The organism is Frateuria sp. Soil773 (assembly GCF_001428405.1).
In the GTDB taxonomy this organism is placed as follows: domain Bacteria; phylum Pseudomonadota; class Gammaproteobacteria; order Xanthomonadales; family Rhodanobacteraceae; genus LMSL01.
This window is the reverse complement of the sequence record NZ_LMSL01000032.1, coordinates 1-18,853: the sequence shown is the minus strand read 5'-3', so window position 1 is coordinate 18,853 and position 18,853 is coordinate 1. Positions and strand designations below refer to the sequence as shown.

Here is an 18,853-nt window from a genome sequence, read left to right as displayed (position 1 = left end):
CTTCGGGTCCGCCTTGACCGGCCCGGTTCCGGCCCAGGTGGCCGTGGACCACACCACCGCCACACACCACAGGCACAGCAACGAGCCTGCCCGCTGCGCGAATCCACCCATCCTCGTCCCTGCTCCCATGCTTTCCCCCTGCACTCACTCGAAAGACGAGGAGCGCTCTGTCGCTGAATATCCAACCCGATGCCCATGCCGCGCTCGAAACGGCAATGCTTTCAAACCGCCTTCACGTCTGGCCTCAAGGCACGGTTCCACGCTGTGGTTCGCGGAATACCCTCTGGGTGGTGACCGACGTCGGCAAGGACATTGCGTTGTAGGTATAAACCTTCTGCTCAAAGGTGCCACCTGCTTCAGGCTCGTACTCGGACACCAGGCGGCCTGCGACGTCGTACTGGTAGGCGTGGTACTGCCCGTCCGGCCGCGTCACCTTCGAGAGCCGGCCGAAACCGTCGTACTCGTAGTAGGTGTGCTGCGTGGTGCCGTCGCGGTACGTCTGCATGTCGATCACACGGCCGCGGGCATCGTAGAGATAGCCGCTCTTGTCGCCGTTCGGCCCCGTGACGAAACGGGGTTGGCCGAGGTCGTTGTGGCCTTCGCTGGTCGTCGTTTGCCCGAGGCTGTTCTTGACGGTCAACACATCGCCGGTTTGCGAGTAGGTGACGGTGATCGCATCGCCAGTGCCAGCCAAAGGGCCGTCGATCACCATCGACGCCAACAAGCCGTTGGGCCAGGTCGTATAGGCATAGGTCGTCGTGCGCGTCTGCCCCTGGCTTGCCGCGACCTTGCTGGAGAGGTTCTGGACGGAGACCGAGGCCAGGCGGCCATCAGTGCCATAGGCGTAGCGGATTTCATGGTCGCCAACCACGGTTTCCCTGGTCTTGCGGTTGTCGGTATCCCACGCGTAGCTGATGGTGCGCTGCTGGCTGGCATCCGTGGCTCCAGCGTTCTCCACCGTCTGCTGTAACTGGCCCTTGGCGTCGAAATCGTAGGTGGTGATGTTTCCACGGAAGTCGGCGGCGGAATCCAGATAGCCATTCGCGTCGTAGTGACTGGCCTTGATCGTCGACGGGCAGTTCGTCGACTGTACGCCTTCCACCATCACCTGGTTGCCATCGGCATCGAAGGTATAGGTCGTCACCTTGGTAAGGGGATTGGTAATGGTCGTCTTGTGGACATTGCCGCCTGCGTCAAGTTCGTAGGCGAACTGGTAACGCTCCACCCCATTGGCGTGCTTGGTTTCGGTGACGCGCCCATGGTCGTCGTAGGTAAACCAGGAGTAGCGAACCCCATTGATGGTCTTGCCGGTCAACGCGGTCTGGTACCGGCTGTCTTCGTAGAGATAGGTGGTGTGCGTCGGAGCGCTACCTGGCTGCACCGCATCGGTCAGCAGGGCGACCATGGAGGTATTGGTGGAACTCGGCGGGGTCGGCGGCGGGTCGTCGCGGCCTGGGTCGATCGGCGGCAACATCATCAGTCGCGCGTCGACGTTCGCCGCGCTCACTTGTCCGGCGCGCAAGGAGTTCGACGCGGTCACCGACAGCGTCTTGTAGCTGTACTGGTAGGCGTTTCCGGCCGGGTCCGTGACCTGGGTAAGTAGCCCGTTCGACCAGGTGAAATCGACGTGTCGACCGGAGCTGTGCGTCACCCTGGACAGGTAATGGCCTGTGCCGTACTGGAAGGTCCACCCGATGTTCTGCCGGTTCTTGACGGTGACCGGGAAGCCTGAGGCATCGTAGGTCTCGACCGTGTGGTCCTCGCTGTAGAGCACATAGTTGCTCCCGGACTTGAGGATCTTGGCGATCGGCGACGGCTTGTCTTCGTACCAGCCCGGCGCCGGCGAAGTGGCGTAGTTGAACTTGATTCTGCGGCCATCGGGGCGTTGAGCCCAGATCGGCTTTCCGCTCGGATCGCACGTCGTGTTACCCGGACGCGTGTAGCACGGCGACGACGGGTCGTCCGTGGTGAGCAGGAGCTTGAAATCGTAGTCGCTGAGCCAGCGCCGGCCGAAGAGGCCGATGCCATTCCAGAAATAGTTGTAAGTGCGTGTCAGCGCCAACGGCATGGCGCCGCGGCTGACGAAGTCCACTTCACTCTCTACCTTGTTTCCGGTGGAGAAAACCACCGGATTCCCTCGACGGTCGCAGGGGGACTTGGGGTCGGGGTTGGGCTTGTCGGGATGATCGCCAGCATTGGCCACGGTGCCGTCATCCAGATCCCTGGGTACCTTGGGCTTCTTGACAGGGCCTACGTCGATAGGCTCCCGGCCTGGACGTAAAGGAGGAAGACCATCGTCATAGGCAACGTCTGAGCAGTTGACCGTGGGGGTGACCGAGCCATCGCTCCACCAGATAGTGATCTGGGTGCACTTCTGCAAGTGCTGCATCACCGCGTGCGCGGGCATGGAAAACTGGCAAAGCAGTAAGGCGGCTACGGCCGCCAGAAAACCCTTCAACATTCCTATGTTCCCCTGTTCCATCCACTGGACATCTGCATTTCCAGCAGTCCATATCACTCTAGGATGAACCCAAGGAGGCAGGCAACAAAATTTCTTGCGCGCCCTCCCGATATACTCGCCCTGAGCACACGCCTCTCCACACGAACCCCATCGGACAAGCATGCACGGCGAATACAAGATGCCTGGCGGCAAGCTGATCGTGATCGACCTGGCGGTGCGCGAGGGTCGCCTTGCCGGGGTGCAGTTGAGCGGCGACTTCTTTCTGGAACCGGACGACGCATTGCGCGCCATCAATGCCGCGCTGGAAGGAAGACCGGCCTCCGCCACGGCCGACGAACTGGCCGATGCAATACGCGAAGCCCTGCCCGCGCACGCGACGATGTACGGCATCTCGCCGGAGGCGGTCGCGGTGGCGGTGCAGCGCGCCCTGCACGGGGAGCGCGCCGCATGAGCCGCACCGACTGGCGCGACCACGGCTGGCACCTGATCCACACCGCACCGCAAGCGCCTGCCCTGCACATGGCGCTGGACGAAGCGCTGGTGCACGAGGTCGGCGCCGGGCGGCGCCCGCCCACCTTGCGCATCTGGGAGTGGGCCGCGCCGGCGGTGGTGATCGGGCGCTTCCAGTCGCTGCGCAACGAGGTGGATGCGGAAGCTGCGCAGCGGCACGGCATCGAGGTGGTGCGCCGGGTCAGCGGCGGCGGCGCGATGTTCATCGAGCCGGGCAACACCATCACCTATTCGATCTACGCGCCGCTGTCGCTGATCCAGGGGCTGTCGTTCCAGCAGGCCTATGCGTTCATGGACGAATGGGTGCTGCGGGCGCTGGGCGAGCTTGGCATCAAGGCGTGGTACCAGCCGCTCAACGACATCACCTCCGAAGGCGGCAAGATCGCCGGCGCGGCGCAGGCGCATCGCGGCGGCGCGGTGCTGCACCACGTCACCATGGCCTACGACATCGACGCGGCGAAGATGCTGGACGTGCTGCGCATCGGCCGCGAGAAGCTGTCGGACAAGGGCACGCAGAGCGCGGCCAAGCGAGTGGACCCGCTGCGCAGCCAGACCGGCCTGGCGCGCGAGGCGATCATCGCGCACATGGTCGCCACCTTCCGCCGGCTCCACGGGCTGGCCGACGACAGCCTGCGCGCTAGCGAACTGCTGCAGGCCGAGGCGCTGGCGCGGGACAAGTTCTCGAGCGCGGCGTGGACCGGCGACGTTCCGTGACCACTCCCGTTCCGCGAAGGGCCGCGTGGCTTCGGCGGCATCGGTTTCCGTCGCGGCGATGCCGATCCTCCCCGGCAATCCCGACTGAACCCGCCCCACCGGCACAGCGGTAGCGGCGCGCGAACCACGCCTCGTCCGGATGGCCGCCAGGTTTCCGCACAGAGGCGTTCCCGCGGTACGCGACTATCCCATCCATCGCCCCATCCCTCTCCCAACCCCTCTCCCATTCGTCACTTGTGGGCGCCCGTCGATCAAAGCAGGATCGTGCTTCCCTTCGCGTTGACAAGGAGAGCTGGATGCGTGCCCTTAGAACGTCCGTGCTGCTTGCCGGACTCTGCATGGCCTTTGCGGCGAACGCCGCCGACACCGACACCTGGAAACTACCCGTCGCGGTGAAGAAGCTCGACAACGGGCTCACCGTGGTGGTCTCCGAGGACCGCAGCTCGCCCACCGTCGGCATCAGCATGGTCTACCACGTCGGCATGCGGCTGGAGCCGCAGAACCGCACCGGCTTCGCCCACCTGTTCGAGCACCTGATGTTCGAAGGCACGCCGGACGCGCCGAAGGGCAGCTTCGAGCGGGTGATCCAGGGCGGCGGCGGCATCTTCAACGGCTCCACGCGCGCCGACTACACCAACTACATTTCCTCCGCGCCGTCCTCGGCGCTGGCGCCGATCCTGTGGATGGAGGCCGACCGCATGAAGTCGCTCGACTTCAGCGCGAAGAACCTCGCCAACCAGCAGAACGTGGTGAAGGAGGAGATCCGCGTCAACGTGAAGAACCAGCCCTACGGCCTGTTCTTCTGGACCGACCTCAACCGCCTCGCATTCGACAAGTGGGCCAACAACCACGATGGCTACGGCTCGTTCAAGGACCTGGACCACGCCACCGTCGCCGACGTGAAGGCCTTCCACGACACCTACTACCAGCCGGCCAACGCGGTGCTCGGCATCGCCGGCGACGTCACGCCCGAGCAGGCGTTCGCGCTGGCGCAGCAGTATTTCGGCAAGCTGCCCTCGCGTGCGCTGCCGCAGCGGCCGGATGTCTCCGAGCCGCTGAATGCCAAGCCGCGCCATGCCGAGCAGACCGACACGCTGGCCAAGGTGCCCGCGCTGGCGATCGGCTGGAAGATGCCCGCGCGCGGCAGCAAGGACCAGGTGCCGATGATGGTGCTGTCGCAGTTGCTGGTCGGCGACGACGCCTCGCGTTTCTACCAGGGCCTGGTGAAGGGGCGCGAACTGCTGCTCAACATCCAGGGCGGCGTGAACTTCCCGCTCGGCGACGGCAGCGACTACGCCGGGCCGACCCTGCTGGGGCTGTTCGCGCTGTACAAGCCCAACGCCGCGCCCGGCCAGGTGCTGGACGCGATCAACCAGGAAATCGGCAAGGTCGCCAGCGACGGCGTCGACGACGCCACCCTCGCCCGCGTGAAGACCAAGATGCTGGCGGACTGGTACGGCGGGCTGGAGTCCTTCATCAACCGCGCCGACACGCTGGCCAAGCTGCAGACGCTGTGGGGCGACGCCGGCGTGGCCAACCAGGTGCCCGGCTGGATCGAGGCGGTGACCTCGGACGACCTCAAGCGCGTCGCCCGCACCTATCTCACCGACGCCAACCGCAGCGTGATCGTGCGCCGCCCGGCTGCCGCCGCCCCTGCCGCCAAGGCACCCGCCAAGTGAGGACCGCCATGAAGACGAACACGACGTTCAAGACGCTCGCACTCGCCCTGGGCGTGGCCCTGGCCGGCGCCGCGCAGGCCGGCACGGCGCTGCCGAAGGACCTGCCCGCCTACGGCCCGGACAAGCCGCTGCCCACGCCCGAGGTCGCCCGGCGCACCCTGCCCAACGGCCTCACCGTCTGGGTGGTGCCGCGCGACGGCCTGCCCAAGGTCAACGTGGCGCTGGCCGTGCTCGGCGGCACCGCGGCGGATCCCGCCGCCACGCCGGCGCTGTCACGGATGATGGCGCGCCTGCTCAACGAGGGAACCGCCAGCCGCAACTCGCGTGACATCGCCGAGGCGTTGCAGGCGATCGGCGGCGACTACGGCGCCGACGCCGACGCGGATGCGATCGGCATCCGCGCCAGCGCGCTGGCCTCGCACGCGTCCCGCCTGCTCGAACTGGTCGCCGACACCGCGCTGCATCCCAGCTTCCCCGCCAAGGAAGTCAGCCTGGCGCAGGCCAATGCGCAGCAGGAGCTGAAGGTGCAGGAATCCGACCCGGACTGGCAGGCGCAGCGCGCCTTCGGCCATGCCGCCTACGGCAACCACCCGTATGCGCGCGACGCCCTGGACGAGGCCAGCGTGCAGGCCGCCACGCCCGACGCCCTGCGTGCGCTGCACGATGCGCGCTTCCGCCCGGACCGCGCCCTGCTGGTGATCGTCGGCCGCATCGACGCCGGCGAGGCGTTCCGCCTGGCCGAACAGCGGTTCGGCGGCTGGAAGGCCGCCGGCACCGCGGTGACGGATACTCCCGCCGCGCCACGCACGGCGGCGCCGCAGCGCCTGATCGTGCCCCGCGCCGGCGCCGTGCAGAGCAACATCCGCTACGGCCGCCCCGCCGTGCCGATGAAGGATGCCGACTACGTCCCGCTGAGCGTGGCGAACACCATCCTCGGCGGCGGCTTCACCAGCCGGCTCATCCAGGACATCCGCGAGGACAAGGGCTATTCCTACAGCCCCAGGACCCGGCTGACCGCCCAGCGTGTCGGCGGCTACACCGTGTCGGTGGTCGACGTGCGCAACGAGGTCACCGGCGCGACGCTGAGCGAACTGGGCAAGCTCTACGGCAGCATGGCCAGCCAGGCGCCCAGCGACGAGGAGCTCACCGGCGCCAAGCGCCTGGTCGGCGGCATCTACCTGCTGCGCAACCAGATCCAGGGCGCGCTTACCGGCACCCTCGCCGGCTACTGGGTCAATGGCCTGACGCCGGATTTTCTCGGCAGCTACGTGGCCGACGCGAACAAGGTCACCGCCGCGCAGGTGCAGGCGATGGGGCGGAAGTATTTCGCCGCGAAGGACCAGAACATCGTGATCGTCGGCGACCCCAAGGCGATCGATGCGCAGTTGAAGCCGTACGGGGCGTTCCAGGTATTCAAGCCCTGAGGCCGGCGGCGCCGCGGCCTTGCCGCGGCGCCGTCTTCGTCCCGCCGCATCCATCCTTGAAAACCGCGGGTCGGCCACCTGGAAGACCATCCGCAAGCTTCGCGCAAGGGCAAGCGGCCGGCCCGTCCGATGGCCGAATACGGCCCCGCTTTCTTCAATCGGCGTACGACGTACCGGCCGACGGCACCGCCGGCGCATGCTTCGCCCTCGTCCTCGCCGGACCGAACTCCAGTTCCATGCGCGCGAAGTCGACCGACCACCAGTCGAAGGCGCCCAGCACGTCCTCGCCGAGCACGCTGGGCGACGCTCCCGTGCCGCCGGCCAGTTCCACCGCGAGCCCGGCCAGCACGGTTTCGTGGCTGCCTATGCGCACGCGTGCGCCGGGCCAGGTCGCCGCGCTGCGTTCCACCGCGCCGCCGGCGCCGGCCACGTGTTCGCGGCGCTGCCGCAGGCCTTTCAGCAGGTCGGCATGGCGGCGGGCGAACGTCGCCGACAGCGACGAGCGCGCGCCGCCGCTGTCCAGGTGCATGGCCGCCGGCTGCCCGCCGACCTCGGCCTGCACGAACAGGTCGTTGCCGATCAGGCGCAGGTTGCCCGGGGCCGCGCCGGGCATCGGCGCGTCCGGCAGCGACGGCTCCAGCCGGCCGGCGGCGGTGATGCGGAAGCGCCGCAGCTCGCGCAGCACGGGAAAGCCGAGGATCGCGTCGATGCGGTAGCCGCCCGGCACCGGCATGGCCAGTTGCTCGTCGTCCAGCACCAGGAAGGCCACATTGCGCAGGGTAAGGCCGGCGAAACGCAGCGTATCGGCCACGCCCAGCCGCGTCGCCACCGCGGCGCGGCTGGCGCTGCCCACGCTGGCTGCGCCCCCTTGCAGGCGCAGCCCCAGCCGGCGCGCGGCCGACAGCGACACCACCGAGAGATTGGCGCCGGTATCCAGCACTGCTTCCTGCGCGATGCCGCCGATCGTCACCGTCGAGCGCGGCAGGCCCACCTTGTCCCTGTGCACCGGCTCGGGCCGCGGCCGGTACGACACCACCCTCTGCGCCGGCGCCGCGGCCAGTTGCGCGGCCACTGCGGCGGTCTGCGCGGCGCCTTCCTGCTCCGCCTTGCCGCTGCCGGCCTGCGCGAGCGCCGCCTGCCATTGGCGCGCCGCCTTCGCCGCCCGCGCATAGTCGCCCGTTGCGAAGGCGGCGTCGGCGGCGATGCCCCAGGCCAGTGCGCGTTGGCGCGGGCTGCGCTCGCCGCCGGCAAGGAAGCGGTCCACCAGGCGGCGCGCCTGCGCGGCGTCCAGCCGTGCCGCCGCCAGGCGCGCCTGGGCCAGCAGCGCCAGGGAAGGTTCGCGGATCTGCGGCAGCGCGGCTTCCAGCGCGAAGATTTCGTCCGCAGGCGCGGCCAGCATGGCCTCCACCGCCGCGTCGGACGGCGCCGGCACCGGCCGTATCGGGGCGGCGACCGCCTGGGCGACGGCCAGCAGCAGGGCCAGGCCTGCCAAGGCGTGGGCGGTACGGCGGCGCGCTGGACGGGCAAGCGGGCTCAGCATGGTAGAGTCATCCTGTTTAGTGAACAGAATTTATCGTAATACAGAAAATTTTATGCGATCAACAACAATCGAAAGCGTGACCCGCATCGCCCGTGTCCTGCGCCTCGTAGCCTGGGCGGGAGCCGCCGCCTGTGTCGCCGTTACCGCGCTGGCCGTGCTGGCGCCGCCGGATGCGTCGTCCGCGGTGGCCGCCACGCTCTCCACCGATGGCCTGCCGCATGCCTGGGCCGCCGGCATCGCCCTGGCCGTGGCGGCGGCGAGCGCCGGCGCGCTGGCCGAACTGGCGCGCATGCTCGGGCGGGTGGAAGCGGGGCAGCCGTTCTCCGCGGCGGCGATCCGCCACTTCCGCCGGTTCGCCGGCCTGCTCGCGCTGGCCGCCGCGCTGCGCGTGGCGCTGCCGCCGCTCGCCACCCTCGCCGCGGCCTGGCGCGAAGGCCAGCACGCGGTCCGCCTGGCGTTCGACGGCGGCGACCTGCTGGCCCTGCTGCCCGCGGCGGTGTTCTTCCTGGTAGCGCGGCTGCTCGACGAGGCGGCCCGCCTCGAAGACGACAGCCGCTCGATCGTCTGAGGCGCCGATGGCCATCGTCGTCCGCCTCGATGTGATGCTCGCGCTGCGCAAGGCGCGCTCGCGCGAACTGGCCCAGTTCGTGGGCATCACCGAATCCAACCTGTCGCTGCTCAAGTCCGGGCGCGTGCGCGGCGTGCGCTTCGAGACGCTGGGCAGGATCTGCGAATTCCTCGGCTGCCAGCCGGGCGACCTGCTCGCCTACGTGCCCGACGACGAAGCCGCGGACGGCGGCGGCGAGGAATGATCCGGCGCTACCGGCGAACCGGACCGTCCGCCATGCCGGGCAAGCGGGTCAGCCGCGCAGCAGCGGCATGATGTGCTCGCGGCTGAGCCGGGCGATCGGCAATTCGCCCGGCTCAGCCGGATCGACCCAGCGCAGCTCCTCGATCTCCGCCTGCGGCGCGACCGCGCCGCGCACCTGCACGACGTAGACGGCCGCCTCGACCACGTGGTCCGGCTCGTTCGCGGCCGGCGCGCTGCAATGGCACAGCAGCCGCGCCGACGCGGCGAGAAGTTCGCAGCCCAATTCCTCGCGCAGCTCGCGCGCCAGCGTGGCCAGATCGTCCGCGTCGCCGCGGTCGCGCTTGCCGCCCGGCTGCTGGAACACCTGCGCGCCACGCTTGCGCACCAGCAGGCTGCGGCCGTCGCCGTCGCGGATCACCGCGGCGACAATGCGGATGAGCTTCGCCCCTTCGCTCACAGCCGGCTGTACGACCAAGACTGCATGCGGCCGTCCTTGTAGGGCATGACGCCGTGGAACGGGCGCGGGTCGCCGTCGAACACCAGCGGCAGGAAGTGGCGGTCGCCCTCCCACATCGGCAGCTCCATCAGCCTGTCGCGCGGCACCCACTCCAGCGTGCCCTCGTGGTTGCCGCCGTGCGGCTCGCCGCGGTAGCGGTCGATCACGAAGATGAAGCCGAGCCAGTCCTCGCCGTGCTTGCCGAAGCCCGGCCAGTTCAGCGTGCCGCGCAACTGCATCGACTCGCACTCGATGCCGGCCTCCTCGCGGATCTCGCGGCGCATGCAGGCGGCGATGTCCTCGCCCGGCTCCATCTTGCCGCCGAGCCCGTTGTACTTGCCCAGGTGCAGGTCGTCCGGCCGCGCGTTGCGGTGGATCATCAGCACCTGCGAGCGGTCCGGCGACAGCACGTAGCCGAGCGTGGCGACGATGGGGCAGTAGGGAGAGCTGGACATGGGCTTCGCGCGCGGCAAAACGCCGAGTCTAGCGCCGGCGCCCGGCCGCGGCTGCGCCCGGCTGAACATTCCGCGCGGGCGGACTTGCGCGAGCCGCACCGGGACGGCGACCATCGGGACATGCGCTTGCCTGCCCGCTTCCGTCCGTCGTCCCGGTTCCGATGCCCTGCCCTGTCCCTGCTGCTGGCGCCGCTGATGCTGGCGGCCCTGATGGTGGCGCTCGTGGCCGGCTGCGCGCGCCAGGCGCAGGCCGTGGACAGCCGCGAGCACGCCTTCGAGGGACAGACCTACCGCGTGGTCAGCATCGACCTGAAGCGCGAGCCGCTCACCCTGCATTGGCGCGATCCGGCCAGCGGCCAGCCCTACGGCGACATCAACACGCTGCGCCAATGGGGCGAGGCGCAGGGCAGGCAGTTGCTGTTCGCCGCCAATGCCGGCATCTACGACCACAAGTTCGCCCCGCTCGGCCTGTACGTGGAAAACGGCAAGGTGCTGGTGCCGCTGAACATGGCCCACGGCAATCCCGCCTCGGGTAATTTCTCGCTGCTGCCGAACGGCGTGTTCGCGGTCTACCCGGACGGCCGCGCGGCGGTGCGCACCAGCACCGACTTCAAGGCCGAGGGACGGGCCGCGCAGTGGGCGACGCAGTCGGGGCCGATGCTGGTGATCGGCGGCCGGCTCAACGACGCCTTCGTCGGCGACTCGGGCAGCCTGAAGTGGCGCAGCGGCGTCTGCGCGAAAACGCCCACCACCGTGGTGTTCGCGGTCAGCGAGGCGCCGGTGAACTTCCACACCTTCGCGCGGCTGTTCCGCGACGAGCTGGGCTGCCGCGACGCGCTGTACCTGGACGGCACCATTTCGCAGTTCTACCTCGACGGCAGCGGCTACGCCGGCGCGCCGGCCTTCATGGTCAAGCCCTACGCGGGCATCTTCGCCGTGTTCGCGCCGCGATGACGGCGGCCCGACGCTGGCGCTGGCGCCGCGCCCTGCTGCTCGGCGCGGCGGTGCTGCTGCTCGCGGCGCTGGCCGGCGCGGGCTTCCTGCTCGCCGGCGGCCGCGCCCGGCTCGACGGCCGCCTGCACGCGGCCGGGCTGCACGGCAGCGTCGGCCTCGAACGCGACGCGCTGGGCACGCTCACCGTCGAGGGCGGCAGCCGCGACGACGTCACCTACGCGCTCGGCTTCGCGCACGCGCAGGAACGCTATTTCGCGATGGACCTGATGCGCCGGCTGGCCGCCGGCGAACTGGCCGAGCTGGTCGGCAAGGCCGCGCTGGACACCGACATCGTCCACCGCCGGCATCGCCTGCGCGCCGTCGCCGAGGCGGCGTACGCGCAACTGCCGCCGGAACAGCGGCACGTCCTCGACCGCTACCGCGACGGCGTCAACGCCGGCCTGGCGGACCTGCGCCTGAAGCCGTGGGAATACTTCCTGCTCGGCACCGAGCCGCAGCCGTGGCGGTCGGAAGACAGCTTCCTGATCATCGCCGCGATGTACCTGGACCTCAACGGCGACGGCCGCAACGAACGCGAGCTGCACATGGCGCAGATGCGCGCGACGCTGCCGCAATCGCTGGTGGACTTCCTGCTCGCGCCCGACCCGGACTGGGAAGCGCCGCTCAGCGGCCAGCTGTCGCGGCCGCCGGTGGTGCCGGGCGCCGACGTGTTCGACCTGCGTCCGGCCGCGCCCGCGGCCCGGCCGGCCGCGCTGGCCGCCGTGCTGGCTCCCGCGCTCGACGCGCGCCGCCCGGGCAGCAACAGCTTCGCGGTCGCCGGTGCGCTCACCGAGACCGGCGCGGCGATGCTGGCCAACGACATGCACCTGGGCCTGCGCGTCCCCAACATCTGGTTCCGCGTGCGGCTGCGCTATGCCGATCCCGCGGCGCCCAACGGCCGCCGCGACGCCAGCGGCGTCAGCCTGCCCGGCACGCCCGCGCTGGTCGTCGGTTCCAACGGCCAGGTCGCCTGGGGCTTCACCAACAGCTACGGCGACTGGCAGGACTGGGTGCGCGTGCAGCGCGATCCGGCCGATGCCGGGCGCTACAAGGTGCCCGGCGGCTGGGCCGCGATCGAGCGCCACGACGAACGCATCCGGGTGAAGGGCCAGCCCGATTACCGGCTCACGGTGGAAGGCACCCGCTGGGGACCGATCCTGGCGAAGGACACCGACGGCACGCCGCTGGCGCTGGCCTGGATCGGCGACCTGCCGCGCGCCTACAACCTCGGCGTGATGCAACTGGAGCACGCTGCCGGCGTCGCCGCCGCGCTGGACCTCGCGCCGACCCTCGGCATGCCGCCGCAGAACCTGCTGGTGGCCGACCGCGACGGGCATATCGGCTGGACCATCGCCGGCAACAGCATCCCGCTGCGCGGCGGCTTCGACCCGCTGCTGCCGGCCGACTGGTCGCTGCCGGGCAGCGGCTGGCTCGGCTGGGCTTCGGCCGCGCAGTACCCGCGCATCGTCGATCCGGCCGACGGCCGCCTGTGGACCGCCAACAACCGCACCGTCGACGGCGCCGCGCTGGCCCTGCTCGGCAACGGCGGCCACGACCTCGGCGCGCGCGCGCAGCAGATCCGCGACGGCCTGCGCGCGCGCGGCAGCTTCACGCCCGGCAACCTGCTCGACATCCAGTTGGACAACCGCGCCGTGCTGCTCACCCGCTGGCAGCGCCTGCTGCAGGACACCCTGGCCGGCACGCAGGATCCGGCCCTGATCGAACTGCGCAACCTCACCGCGCCATGGCGCAATCGCGCCGCCGTGGACAGCGTCGATTACCGGCTGGTGCGCGCATTCCGCGAACAGGTGCAACTGGCCGTGCTGGCGCCGTTCGCCGCGCGGGTGAAGCAGCGACATGCCGATTTCATGTGGCCGACGTCCAGCGCATCGGAAGCGGCGGTATGGGCGATGCTGCGCGACCGTCCGGCGAACCTGCTCGATCCGCGCTACAAGGACTGGAACGCCTTGCTGCTCGACGCCGCGCGCCGGCTCGTCGCCGAGCTGGGCACCCAGCCCGGCGGGCTCGCCGCGCGCCGGTGGGGCGAATACAACCGCAGCGCGGTCAACCACCCGCTGGCCCGTGCCCTGCCCGGCTTCCTCGCACACTTCCTCGACATGCCCGACGAACCGCTGCCCGGCGACCGCGACATGCCGCGCGTCGCCGCGCCCGGTTTCGGCGCCTCGGAGCGACTCGACGTCGCGCCCGGCCACGAGGCCGAAGCCATCCTGGAAATGCCCGGCGGACAGAGTGACAACCCGCTGTCGCCCTACTTCGGTGCCGGCCACGAGGACTGGGTGAACGGACGCCCGACCCCGCTGCTGCCGGGGCCGGCCCGGCACACGCTGACGCTCGAACCCTGAGCGCCCGTGCCGCGCCGTCCGGCGCAGCGCCCAGGGCACGTTCGAGAAGCCCGCGAAGACCGGCCCGGTCGCGATGTGGCCGCGGGGCGCATCGCGGCATACGCATACGCGAGGTCTCCGGCAGGTGGCTCGTCGACCAAGACGACTGCCACCCCACGATAGACCCCGGATGCAGACGATGCCTACCGACGCCCGTTTCGGTCCCCCGATGTCCAATGGCCGGTGCCGGAACCGTTGCTGCCGTTGACCATCGCGCGGTGGCCACGCGCTGCGACAACCTCGCCATCCGCTTCGGAGCCACCATGCACATCGCAGCCATCGACGACTGGCTGCGACTCCGCGTTCTAGCGCTCGAAGAACTTCCAGTGCCCCTCGGATACGACCTCGACGACACCGTCCACCACCTTGATGGCCGTCTCGTCGTCTACCGCGTACCCCGGCACCGGCACGCGCGCGGCCCACTTCTCGGCGTCGGCCATGGTGTTCTCCGGGCACATGGCATTGTCCAGATGCGGGAAGATCGAGAAACCGACCATGCCCAGCGCGCGGTCGCCGCCGGCGGCCGGCTTCCAGCCCACGAACTCCTCACCGACGTGCGGGGCCATCACCATGCTGCCGGCGCTCAGTCCCACGTAGACCGTCTCGCCGAGCGACGGGAGCAGATCCGCCAGGCCGGACTCGCGCATCCAGTGGTGCAGATACATGACGTCGCCTCCGCACACCAACAGGGCATCGGTCTCCCGGACCAAGGGAATCCAGTTCTCCTTGTCGAGGCTGGGCAGCGCAGTCAATTCGAGCATTCCCACGGACTTCCATCCCAGTTCGACCATGGGCGTGGGCGTCTGCCCCGCGATCTGCCGCCACGTCATCACCGCGGTCCTGGGCAGCATGCCGTACATCGCGGTGGGGATGCACAAGGCGGTGGATTCGGCGATGGGTTTACCCAACATGTCGACGAGGGCGTCGCGGATGCTCCGGTTGCTGACGCCGCCGGAGGTGAGGAGAAGCTTCATCGCGCCATCCTTGTCCATCGGGGGCCGGAACCGGCCACGGCGAGGCGTGGAAGCCTTTGAACGCTGCCGGCTTCTTCGGCGGACGAGTCAATCACGGTGCACCGACTCGTACAAGTGCACGCATCAACCCGCGAGGGCTGGCCATCCGCCGCGAGGTCGCCGTGCAGATCGCAACCATCAACCGACTGGCCGCGAACCCCGCTGCCCAAACGCGCCCTAGGGCGCGCCGTCCAACGTGTAGTCGAACGTGTACGCGTGCTTGCCGCCCTCGATCTGGATGTCCATCGTGCCGGCCAGCCCGACCAGCTCGCCGGTGCCCGAATCGGGTACCACCACGATGCTGAGCGCGGGCGTGCCGCGGCGCATGGTCGCGCTGTGCTGCAGGACGAAGCTGCCCTCGCGGCCGTGCAGCCGGCCGGTGACGCGCTCGATAGCCACGTAGCCGGCCGAACCGGGCATGTCGGTGCCTGCCGCGAGCATCTCGCCGAGGCTGTGCGCCTCCAGGTCGCCGTGGAACTGCTTGTCGATGGTCATCCGGCCGAGATTGGCCGCCTCGATGCCGCCGCTTGCGGCTTGCGGCGTCTGCTTCACTTCGAACGGTCCACTGGCATGCACGATCGTTGTCTCCTTTGAAACGGGTGCGGAAGGAACGGCGTCGTCGGCACGCGATGCGCCAGGCACGACAGCCGCGAGAGCGAAGGCCGCCATGACCGCGCCTCGGGAACGGTATCGGACGGCCACGCCGCGCTCCTCTATCATCCAACGGCGGCGCACCGCGCGCCGCCCGCAGCAAGAGTGCCCCAGGTGCCGCATCGATGATTGGAAAAACGCGACGATCCTGCGCCTGCCGGCCCGCACGTCCATGACGGCGCCGACCGGAAAGCCGCGCGGCGTGCTGCGCCAACGGCTCGGCGCGGGCGCTTTCCAGCACGATCGCCGCGCGCCGTCGCCCGCGTTGGCGGGGCTGGTCGAGCACTACTGGCAGGTCGGCTGGGACCTGCGCGGCCTGCCGCCGCAGACCCAGGAAACGCTGCCGCATCCGAACGTGCACCTGGTGGTCGAATCCGGGCGGGCCGACGTCTACGGCGTGCACACCGGCCGCTTCACCCGCGTGCTGGCCGGCCAGGATCGCGTGTTCGGCATCAAGTTCAGGGCCGGCGCCTTCCAGCCGTTCCTGCGCGCGCCGGTGTCCACGCTGCTGAATCGCTCGATGCGCATGACGGAGGCGTTCGGCGCCGGCGAGGAACGCTTCGCGCGCGACATCCTCGCCTGCCCGGACATCGACGCCATGGCTGCCGTCGCAGAGCGAATGCTGCTGCGCCACCGACCCGCGCCGGACCCCGAGGTCGAACGCATCGGCGCGCTGGTGGCCGACCTCGTCGCCGACCGCAGCCTGACCACCGTGGAGCGCGTGGCCTCGCGCCACGGCCTGGGCGTGCGCGCGCTGCAGCGGCTGTTCCGCCACTACGTCGGCGTCGGTCCCAAGTGGGTGATCGGCCGCTATCGCCTGCACGAGGCCGTCGCGCAGCTGCAGGCGGGCAAGCCGATCGCATGGACCGGCCTGGCGCTGGAGTTGGGTTATTTCGACCAGGCCCACTTCATCCGCGACTTCCGTGCGCTGGTGGGCCGTTCGCCGGCGGACTACATGCGCGCCGAAAACACCGCGGCCATGCAGGAACTCGCACGGGCATCCCGCCCGAAGCCTCGATCCGCTGCGCGTTGATCCCGCCGCGCGCCGGCCCGGCTCGTAGCGCTGCGGCGCGCCGCGATCGCCGGACGCGGTGCCCCGCCGCCGGCCGATCCACTGCCTGCCCATCCCAGGCGCCAGGTCATCCGGCTTCGGGCATCCCGACGGCAGGGGCGGCTATGCCAGCCTGCCGATGCCTGGCATAGCCGTTCATGGCGTGCGACTTCCCGCCGCCCGGAGAAAGGCCCACACGCTTTCGTACAGCGAATGGCGCTCGCGCTCCAGGTGCATCACGTGCGTGCCGTAGTCGATGCGCAGCCGCCACCGGAGCGTGCTGCCGGTGAACCTCGCCAGGAAGGCCGCCGCACCGGCGTCGTCGACCACGGTGTCGTAATCGCCGTACACCACGAAGACGGGCGCCTTGATGTCGCCGGCGGCATAGGGATAGCTGCCGCGCTCGGCCGCCTCGATGTCCGCGACCGGCCCGGCCGGAATGCGCAGCTCGCCCGGCGGATCGCCCGGCACGCGGGGTGCCGATGCCTCGAACGCGGCCGTCCACGCCTTCCCCACCGCCGGTTCGAGCAGGACCATGCCGGGCGGCAGCACGTCGGCGAAGCGCAATTGCCGGTAGCGCTCCTGCGCCGTGATGCCCCACCACGCCATGCGCCCGGAAACCGCCCCCGCCTGCGCGCGCGGCACCACCGGGCCGAACAGGGTGAGCGAGCGCAGCGCACCGGGATGCCCTGCCGCATAGGTCGCCGCGGGAATGGTGCCCCACGAATGGGCGACCAGGTGGACCGTCGCCATGTGCCGCTGCGTGCGCAGGTAATCGACCGCCAGCGCGATCTGCCGCGCCGCCGCCGGCGCCCGCGTGACCGGCCCCGCACCCGCGGCCGCCGCCTGCATCGCCGCGGGCCGGCTGGATGCGCCGAAGCCCAGGAAATCCAGCCCGCAGGCCAGGAACCCCCGCCGCGCCATGAACCCCATCCACGAATCGCCCGGCCCGAACTCGAAGCCGAAGGCCAGCATGGCGGGAAAACTCGCGCCATGCACGAACAGCACGCTCTCGCCGTTGGGGTGCGCCGGAGCGATGCAGTGCAGGGCGACGTGCTGCGCCGGTTCGTGCGGAACCGGCAGGTCGGTCGTGATGGCGGGCAACGCGGCCAGGGCGGATGCCAGGCCAAGGACGGACAGTACGGGCATGCGGGCGGTCTCTGCATCGGGGATGTCCCAATGGTGAGCCTGCGTCGCTCCCTATCCTTCGCTCACCGGCGAAACGCCGATGCCAAACCCCGCGCATGCCGCGCCATCTGTTCCGCCAGGCGCCATGCGACCCAATGGATATGCCGGATGCCGCTTCGGCTACAGCAGGCGGGCACAGATCGCCTGATACAGCATCGGCAACCGCTCCAGGTCGGCCACCTCCACGCACTCGTCCACCTTGTGGATGGTGGCGTTGACCGGGCCCAGTTCCACCACTTCGGCGCCGGTCGGGGCGACGAAGCGGCCGTCCGAGGTGCCGCCGCCGGTGCTCTGCTCGGGCTCGGTGCCGCACAGCTCGCGGCATACGGCGACCACCGCGTCGCGCAGCACGCCGCCCGGGGGCGTCAGGAACGGTTCGCCGGAGAGGTTCCAGTCGAGGGAGAAATCCAGGCCGTGCCGGCGCAGGATCGCCTCGGCGCGCGCGCGCAGGTCGTCCGCGCGGCTGGCCGTGCAGTAGCGGAAATTGACCAGCGCGACCAGCTCGCCGGGAATCACGTTGTTGGCGCCGGTGCCCGCGTTGAGGTTGGAGACCTGGAACGAGGTGGGCGGGAAATCGCCGTTGCCCTCGTCCCAGCGCTCGGCGGCCAGCTCCGCCAGGGCCGGCGCGAAGGCGTGGATGGGATTGAGCGCCTTTTCCGGATACGCCACGTGGCCCTGCACGCCGCGCACCGTCAGCGTGCCGGACAGCGAGCCGCGCCGCCCTACCCGGATCAGGTCGCCCAGCCGCGCCCTCGACGAAGGCTCGCCCACCACGCACCAGTCGATGCGCTCGCCCTCGGCCTTGAATTGCGCCATCACCTTGCGGATGCCGTCGAGGTTGTCCGGGCCTTCCTCGTCGCTGGTCAGCAGCAGGCCGACCCGGCCCGGATGGCCCGGGTTCGCCGCCACGAACCGCTCCAGCGCCACCGCCATCGCCGCCACCGAGCCCTTCATGTCGGCGGCGCCTCGGCCGTATAGACGGCCATCGCGGATGGATGGCTCGAACGGCGGGCTGCGCCACGCCGCCTCCGGGCCGCTCGGCACCACGTCGGTATGGCCGAGGAACGCGAGCGTGGGGCCGCCTTGCCCGTGCGTCGCCCACAGGTTGTCGACCGCGCCGTGGCGCAGGTGCCGCACGGCGAATCCGGCGCGCGCCAGCCGTTCGCCCAGCAGCGCCTGGCAGCCGGCGTCGTCCGGCGTGACCGAGCGGCGGCGGATCAGCTCGCAGGTGAGGTCGAGTACGTCGGACATGGCAGCTCGCAGGGCATCGGCGGATCGGCGCCGCAGCATAGCAAGCGCGGCGGGCGGCGGGCCGCTGGAACCGGAGCGCGATTCCGGCGTCCAGCATCGGGAAACCAGGTTCGCGCAGACCCGGGGAAGCACGAGCCGCGACCAGTTTCTCAGAGCCTGTTCAAAATCTTCGCGCGTTGCCCGAAACTGGGAGGATGAGAAAAAGCTATCCCAG

Annotated in this window: 17 protein-coding genes; 9 read left to right on the top strand and 8 right to left on the bottom strand. The window is 70.1% G+C overall.

What is annotated here, in order from left to right; all coding sequences use genetic code 11:
• Positions 1-244 precede the first annotated feature (244 nt).
• Entirely contained in the window at positions 245-2,461 is a 2,217-nt protein-coding gene (locus ASG87_RS09835) for a DUF6531 domain-containing protein (protein WP_162258349.1), read from the bottom strand.
• Between the two features lie 160 nt (positions 2,462-2,621).
• On the opposite strand from ASG87_RS09835, the gene ASG87_RS09830 reads away from it, so the two are divergent.
• The 4 genes from ASG87_RS09830 to ASG87_RS09815 all read left to right on the top strand — a co-directional run bounded on the left by ASG87_RS09830 (position 2,622) and on the right by ASG87_RS09815 (position 6,788).
• The gene (locus ASG87_RS09830) at positions 2,622-2,912 is read left to right on the top strand and encodes a hypothetical protein (RefSeq protein ID WP_056004477.1); all 291 of its coding nucleotides are present in this window, start codon (positions 2,622-2,624) and stop codon (positions 2,910-2,912) included.
• On the top strand, positions 2,909-3,685 hold the full coding sequence (locus ASG87_RS09825) for a biotin/lipoate A/B protein ligase family protein (protein ID WP_056004475.1): 777 nt from the start codon (positions 2,909-2,911) through the stop codon (positions 3,683-3,685). Before ASG87_RS09830 ends, ASG87_RS09825 begins: the two co-directional genes overlap by 4 nt.
• A 296-nt stretch (positions 3,686-3,981) precedes the next feature.
• Positions 3,982-5,364: a pitrilysin family protein gene (locus tag ASG87_RS09820; RefSeq protein WP_056004473.1), complete on the top strand. Its 1,383-nt coding sequence runs from the start codon at positions 3,982-3,984 to the stop codon at positions 5,362-5,364.
• Positions 5,365-5,372: 8 nt separating this feature from the next.
• On the top strand, positions 5,373-6,788 hold the full coding sequence (locus tag ASG87_RS09815) for a pitrilysin family protein (protein WP_056004471.1): 1,416 nt from the start codon (positions 5,373-5,375) through the stop codon (positions 6,786-6,788).
• A gap of 154 nt (positions 6,789-6,942) precedes the next feature.
• Here ASG87_RS09815 and ASG87_RS09810 read toward each other — a convergent pair whose 3' ends face one another.
• Positions 6,943-8,328 carry a pepsin/retropepsin-like aspartic protease family protein gene (locus ASG87_RS09810; protein WP_082582881.1) on the bottom strand — a complete coding sequence of 462 codons (1,386 nt, stop codon included), beginning with the start codon at positions 8,326-8,328 and terminating at the stop codon, positions 6,943-6,945.
• 76 nt (positions 8,329-8,404) lie between these two features.
• On the opposite strand from ASG87_RS09810, the gene ASG87_RS20490 reads away from it, so the two are divergent.
• Together ASG87_RS20490 and ASG87_RS09800 are read left to right on the top strand one after the other, a co-directional pair.
• On the top strand, positions 8,405-8,896 hold the full coding sequence (locus ASG87_RS20490; RefSeq protein ID WP_056004466.1) for a DUF2975 domain-containing protein: 492 nt from the start codon (positions 8,405-8,407) through the stop codon (positions 8,894-8,896).
• 7 nt (positions 8,897-8,903) lie between these two features.
• Positions 8,904-9,140 (top strand): helix-turn-helix transcriptional regulator, encoded by a 237-nt coding sequence (locus ASG87_RS09800; RefSeq protein ID WP_056004463.1) that lies wholly within the window; start codon positions 8,904-8,906, stop codon positions 9,138-9,140.
• A 48-nt stretch (positions 9,141-9,188) separates the two neighbouring features.
• Here ASG87_RS09800 and ASG87_RS09795 read toward each other — a convergent pair whose 3' ends face one another.
• Both ASG87_RS09795 and ASG87_RS09790 read right to left on the bottom strand, forming a co-directional pair.
• The gene (locus ASG87_RS09795; RefSeq protein WP_056004460.1) at positions 9,189-9,596 is read right to left on the bottom strand and encodes an NUDIX domain-containing protein; all 408 of its coding nucleotides are present in this window, start codon (positions 9,594-9,596) and stop codon (positions 9,189-9,191) included.
• Entirely contained in the window at positions 9,593-10,090 is a 498-nt protein-coding gene (locus tag ASG87_RS09790) for an 8-oxo-dGTP diphosphatase (protein ID WP_056004457.1), read from the bottom strand. The genes ASG87_RS09795 and ASG87_RS09790 overlap by 4 nt, the downstream gene beginning before the upstream one ends.
• 195 nt (positions 10,091-10,285) lie before the next feature.
• Between ASG87_RS09790 and ASG87_RS09785 the strand changes: the two genes are divergently transcribed.
• Positions 10,286-11,044 (top strand): phosphodiester glycosidase family protein, encoded by a 759-nt coding sequence (locus tag ASG87_RS09785; RefSeq protein ID WP_235499614.1) that lies wholly within the window; start codon positions 10,286-10,288, stop codon positions 11,042-11,044.
• Positions 11,041-13,446 (top strand): penicillin acylase family protein, encoded by a 2,406-nt coding sequence (locus tag ASG87_RS09780; RefSeq protein ID WP_056004454.1) that lies wholly within the window; start codon positions 11,041-11,043, stop codon positions 13,444-13,446. The genes ASG87_RS09785 and ASG87_RS09780 overlap by 4 nt, the downstream gene beginning before the upstream one ends.
• A 344-nt stretch (positions 13,447-13,790) precedes the next feature.
• Here the strand turns inward: ASG87_RS09780 and ASG87_RS09775 are convergent, their stop codons facing one another.
• On the bottom strand, positions 13,791-14,459 hold the full coding sequence (locus ASG87_RS09775) for a Type 1 glutamine amidotransferase-like domain-containing protein (RefSeq protein WP_056004481.1): 669 nt from the start codon (positions 14,457-14,459) through the stop codon (positions 13,791-13,793).
• 216 nt (positions 14,460-14,675) lie between these two features.
• A complete protein-coding gene (locus tag ASG87_RS09770; protein WP_056004450.1) occupies positions 14,676-15,074 on the bottom strand; it encodes a DUF3224 domain-containing protein in 399 nt (132 codons plus the stop codon).
• Positions 15,075-15,321: 247 nt separating this feature from the next.
• On the opposite strand from ASG87_RS09770, the gene ASG87_RS09765 reads away from it, so the two are divergent.
• Positions 15,322-16,182, top strand: a complete 861-nt coding sequence (locus tag ASG87_RS09765) for a helix-turn-helix transcriptional regulator (RefSeq protein WP_082582879.1) — start codon at positions 15,322-15,324, stop codon at positions 16,180-16,182.
• A 174-nt stretch (positions 16,183-16,356) separates the two neighbouring features.
• On the opposite strand, the gene ASG87_RS09760 is transcribed toward ASG87_RS09765, so the two are convergent.
• Positions 16,357-17,349 (bottom strand): alpha/beta fold hydrolase, encoded by a 993-nt coding sequence (locus tag ASG87_RS09760; protein WP_056004447.1) that lies wholly within the window; start codon positions 17,347-17,349, stop codon positions 16,357-16,359.
• 159 nt (positions 17,350-17,508) lie between these two features.
• On the bottom strand, positions 17,509-18,639 hold the full coding sequence (dapE, locus tag ASG87_RS09755) for a succinyl-diaminopimelate desuccinylase (RefSeq protein WP_056004444.1): 1,131 nt from the start codon (positions 18,637-18,639) through the stop codon (positions 17,509-17,511).
• Positions 18,640-18,853 lie beyond the last annotated feature (214 nt).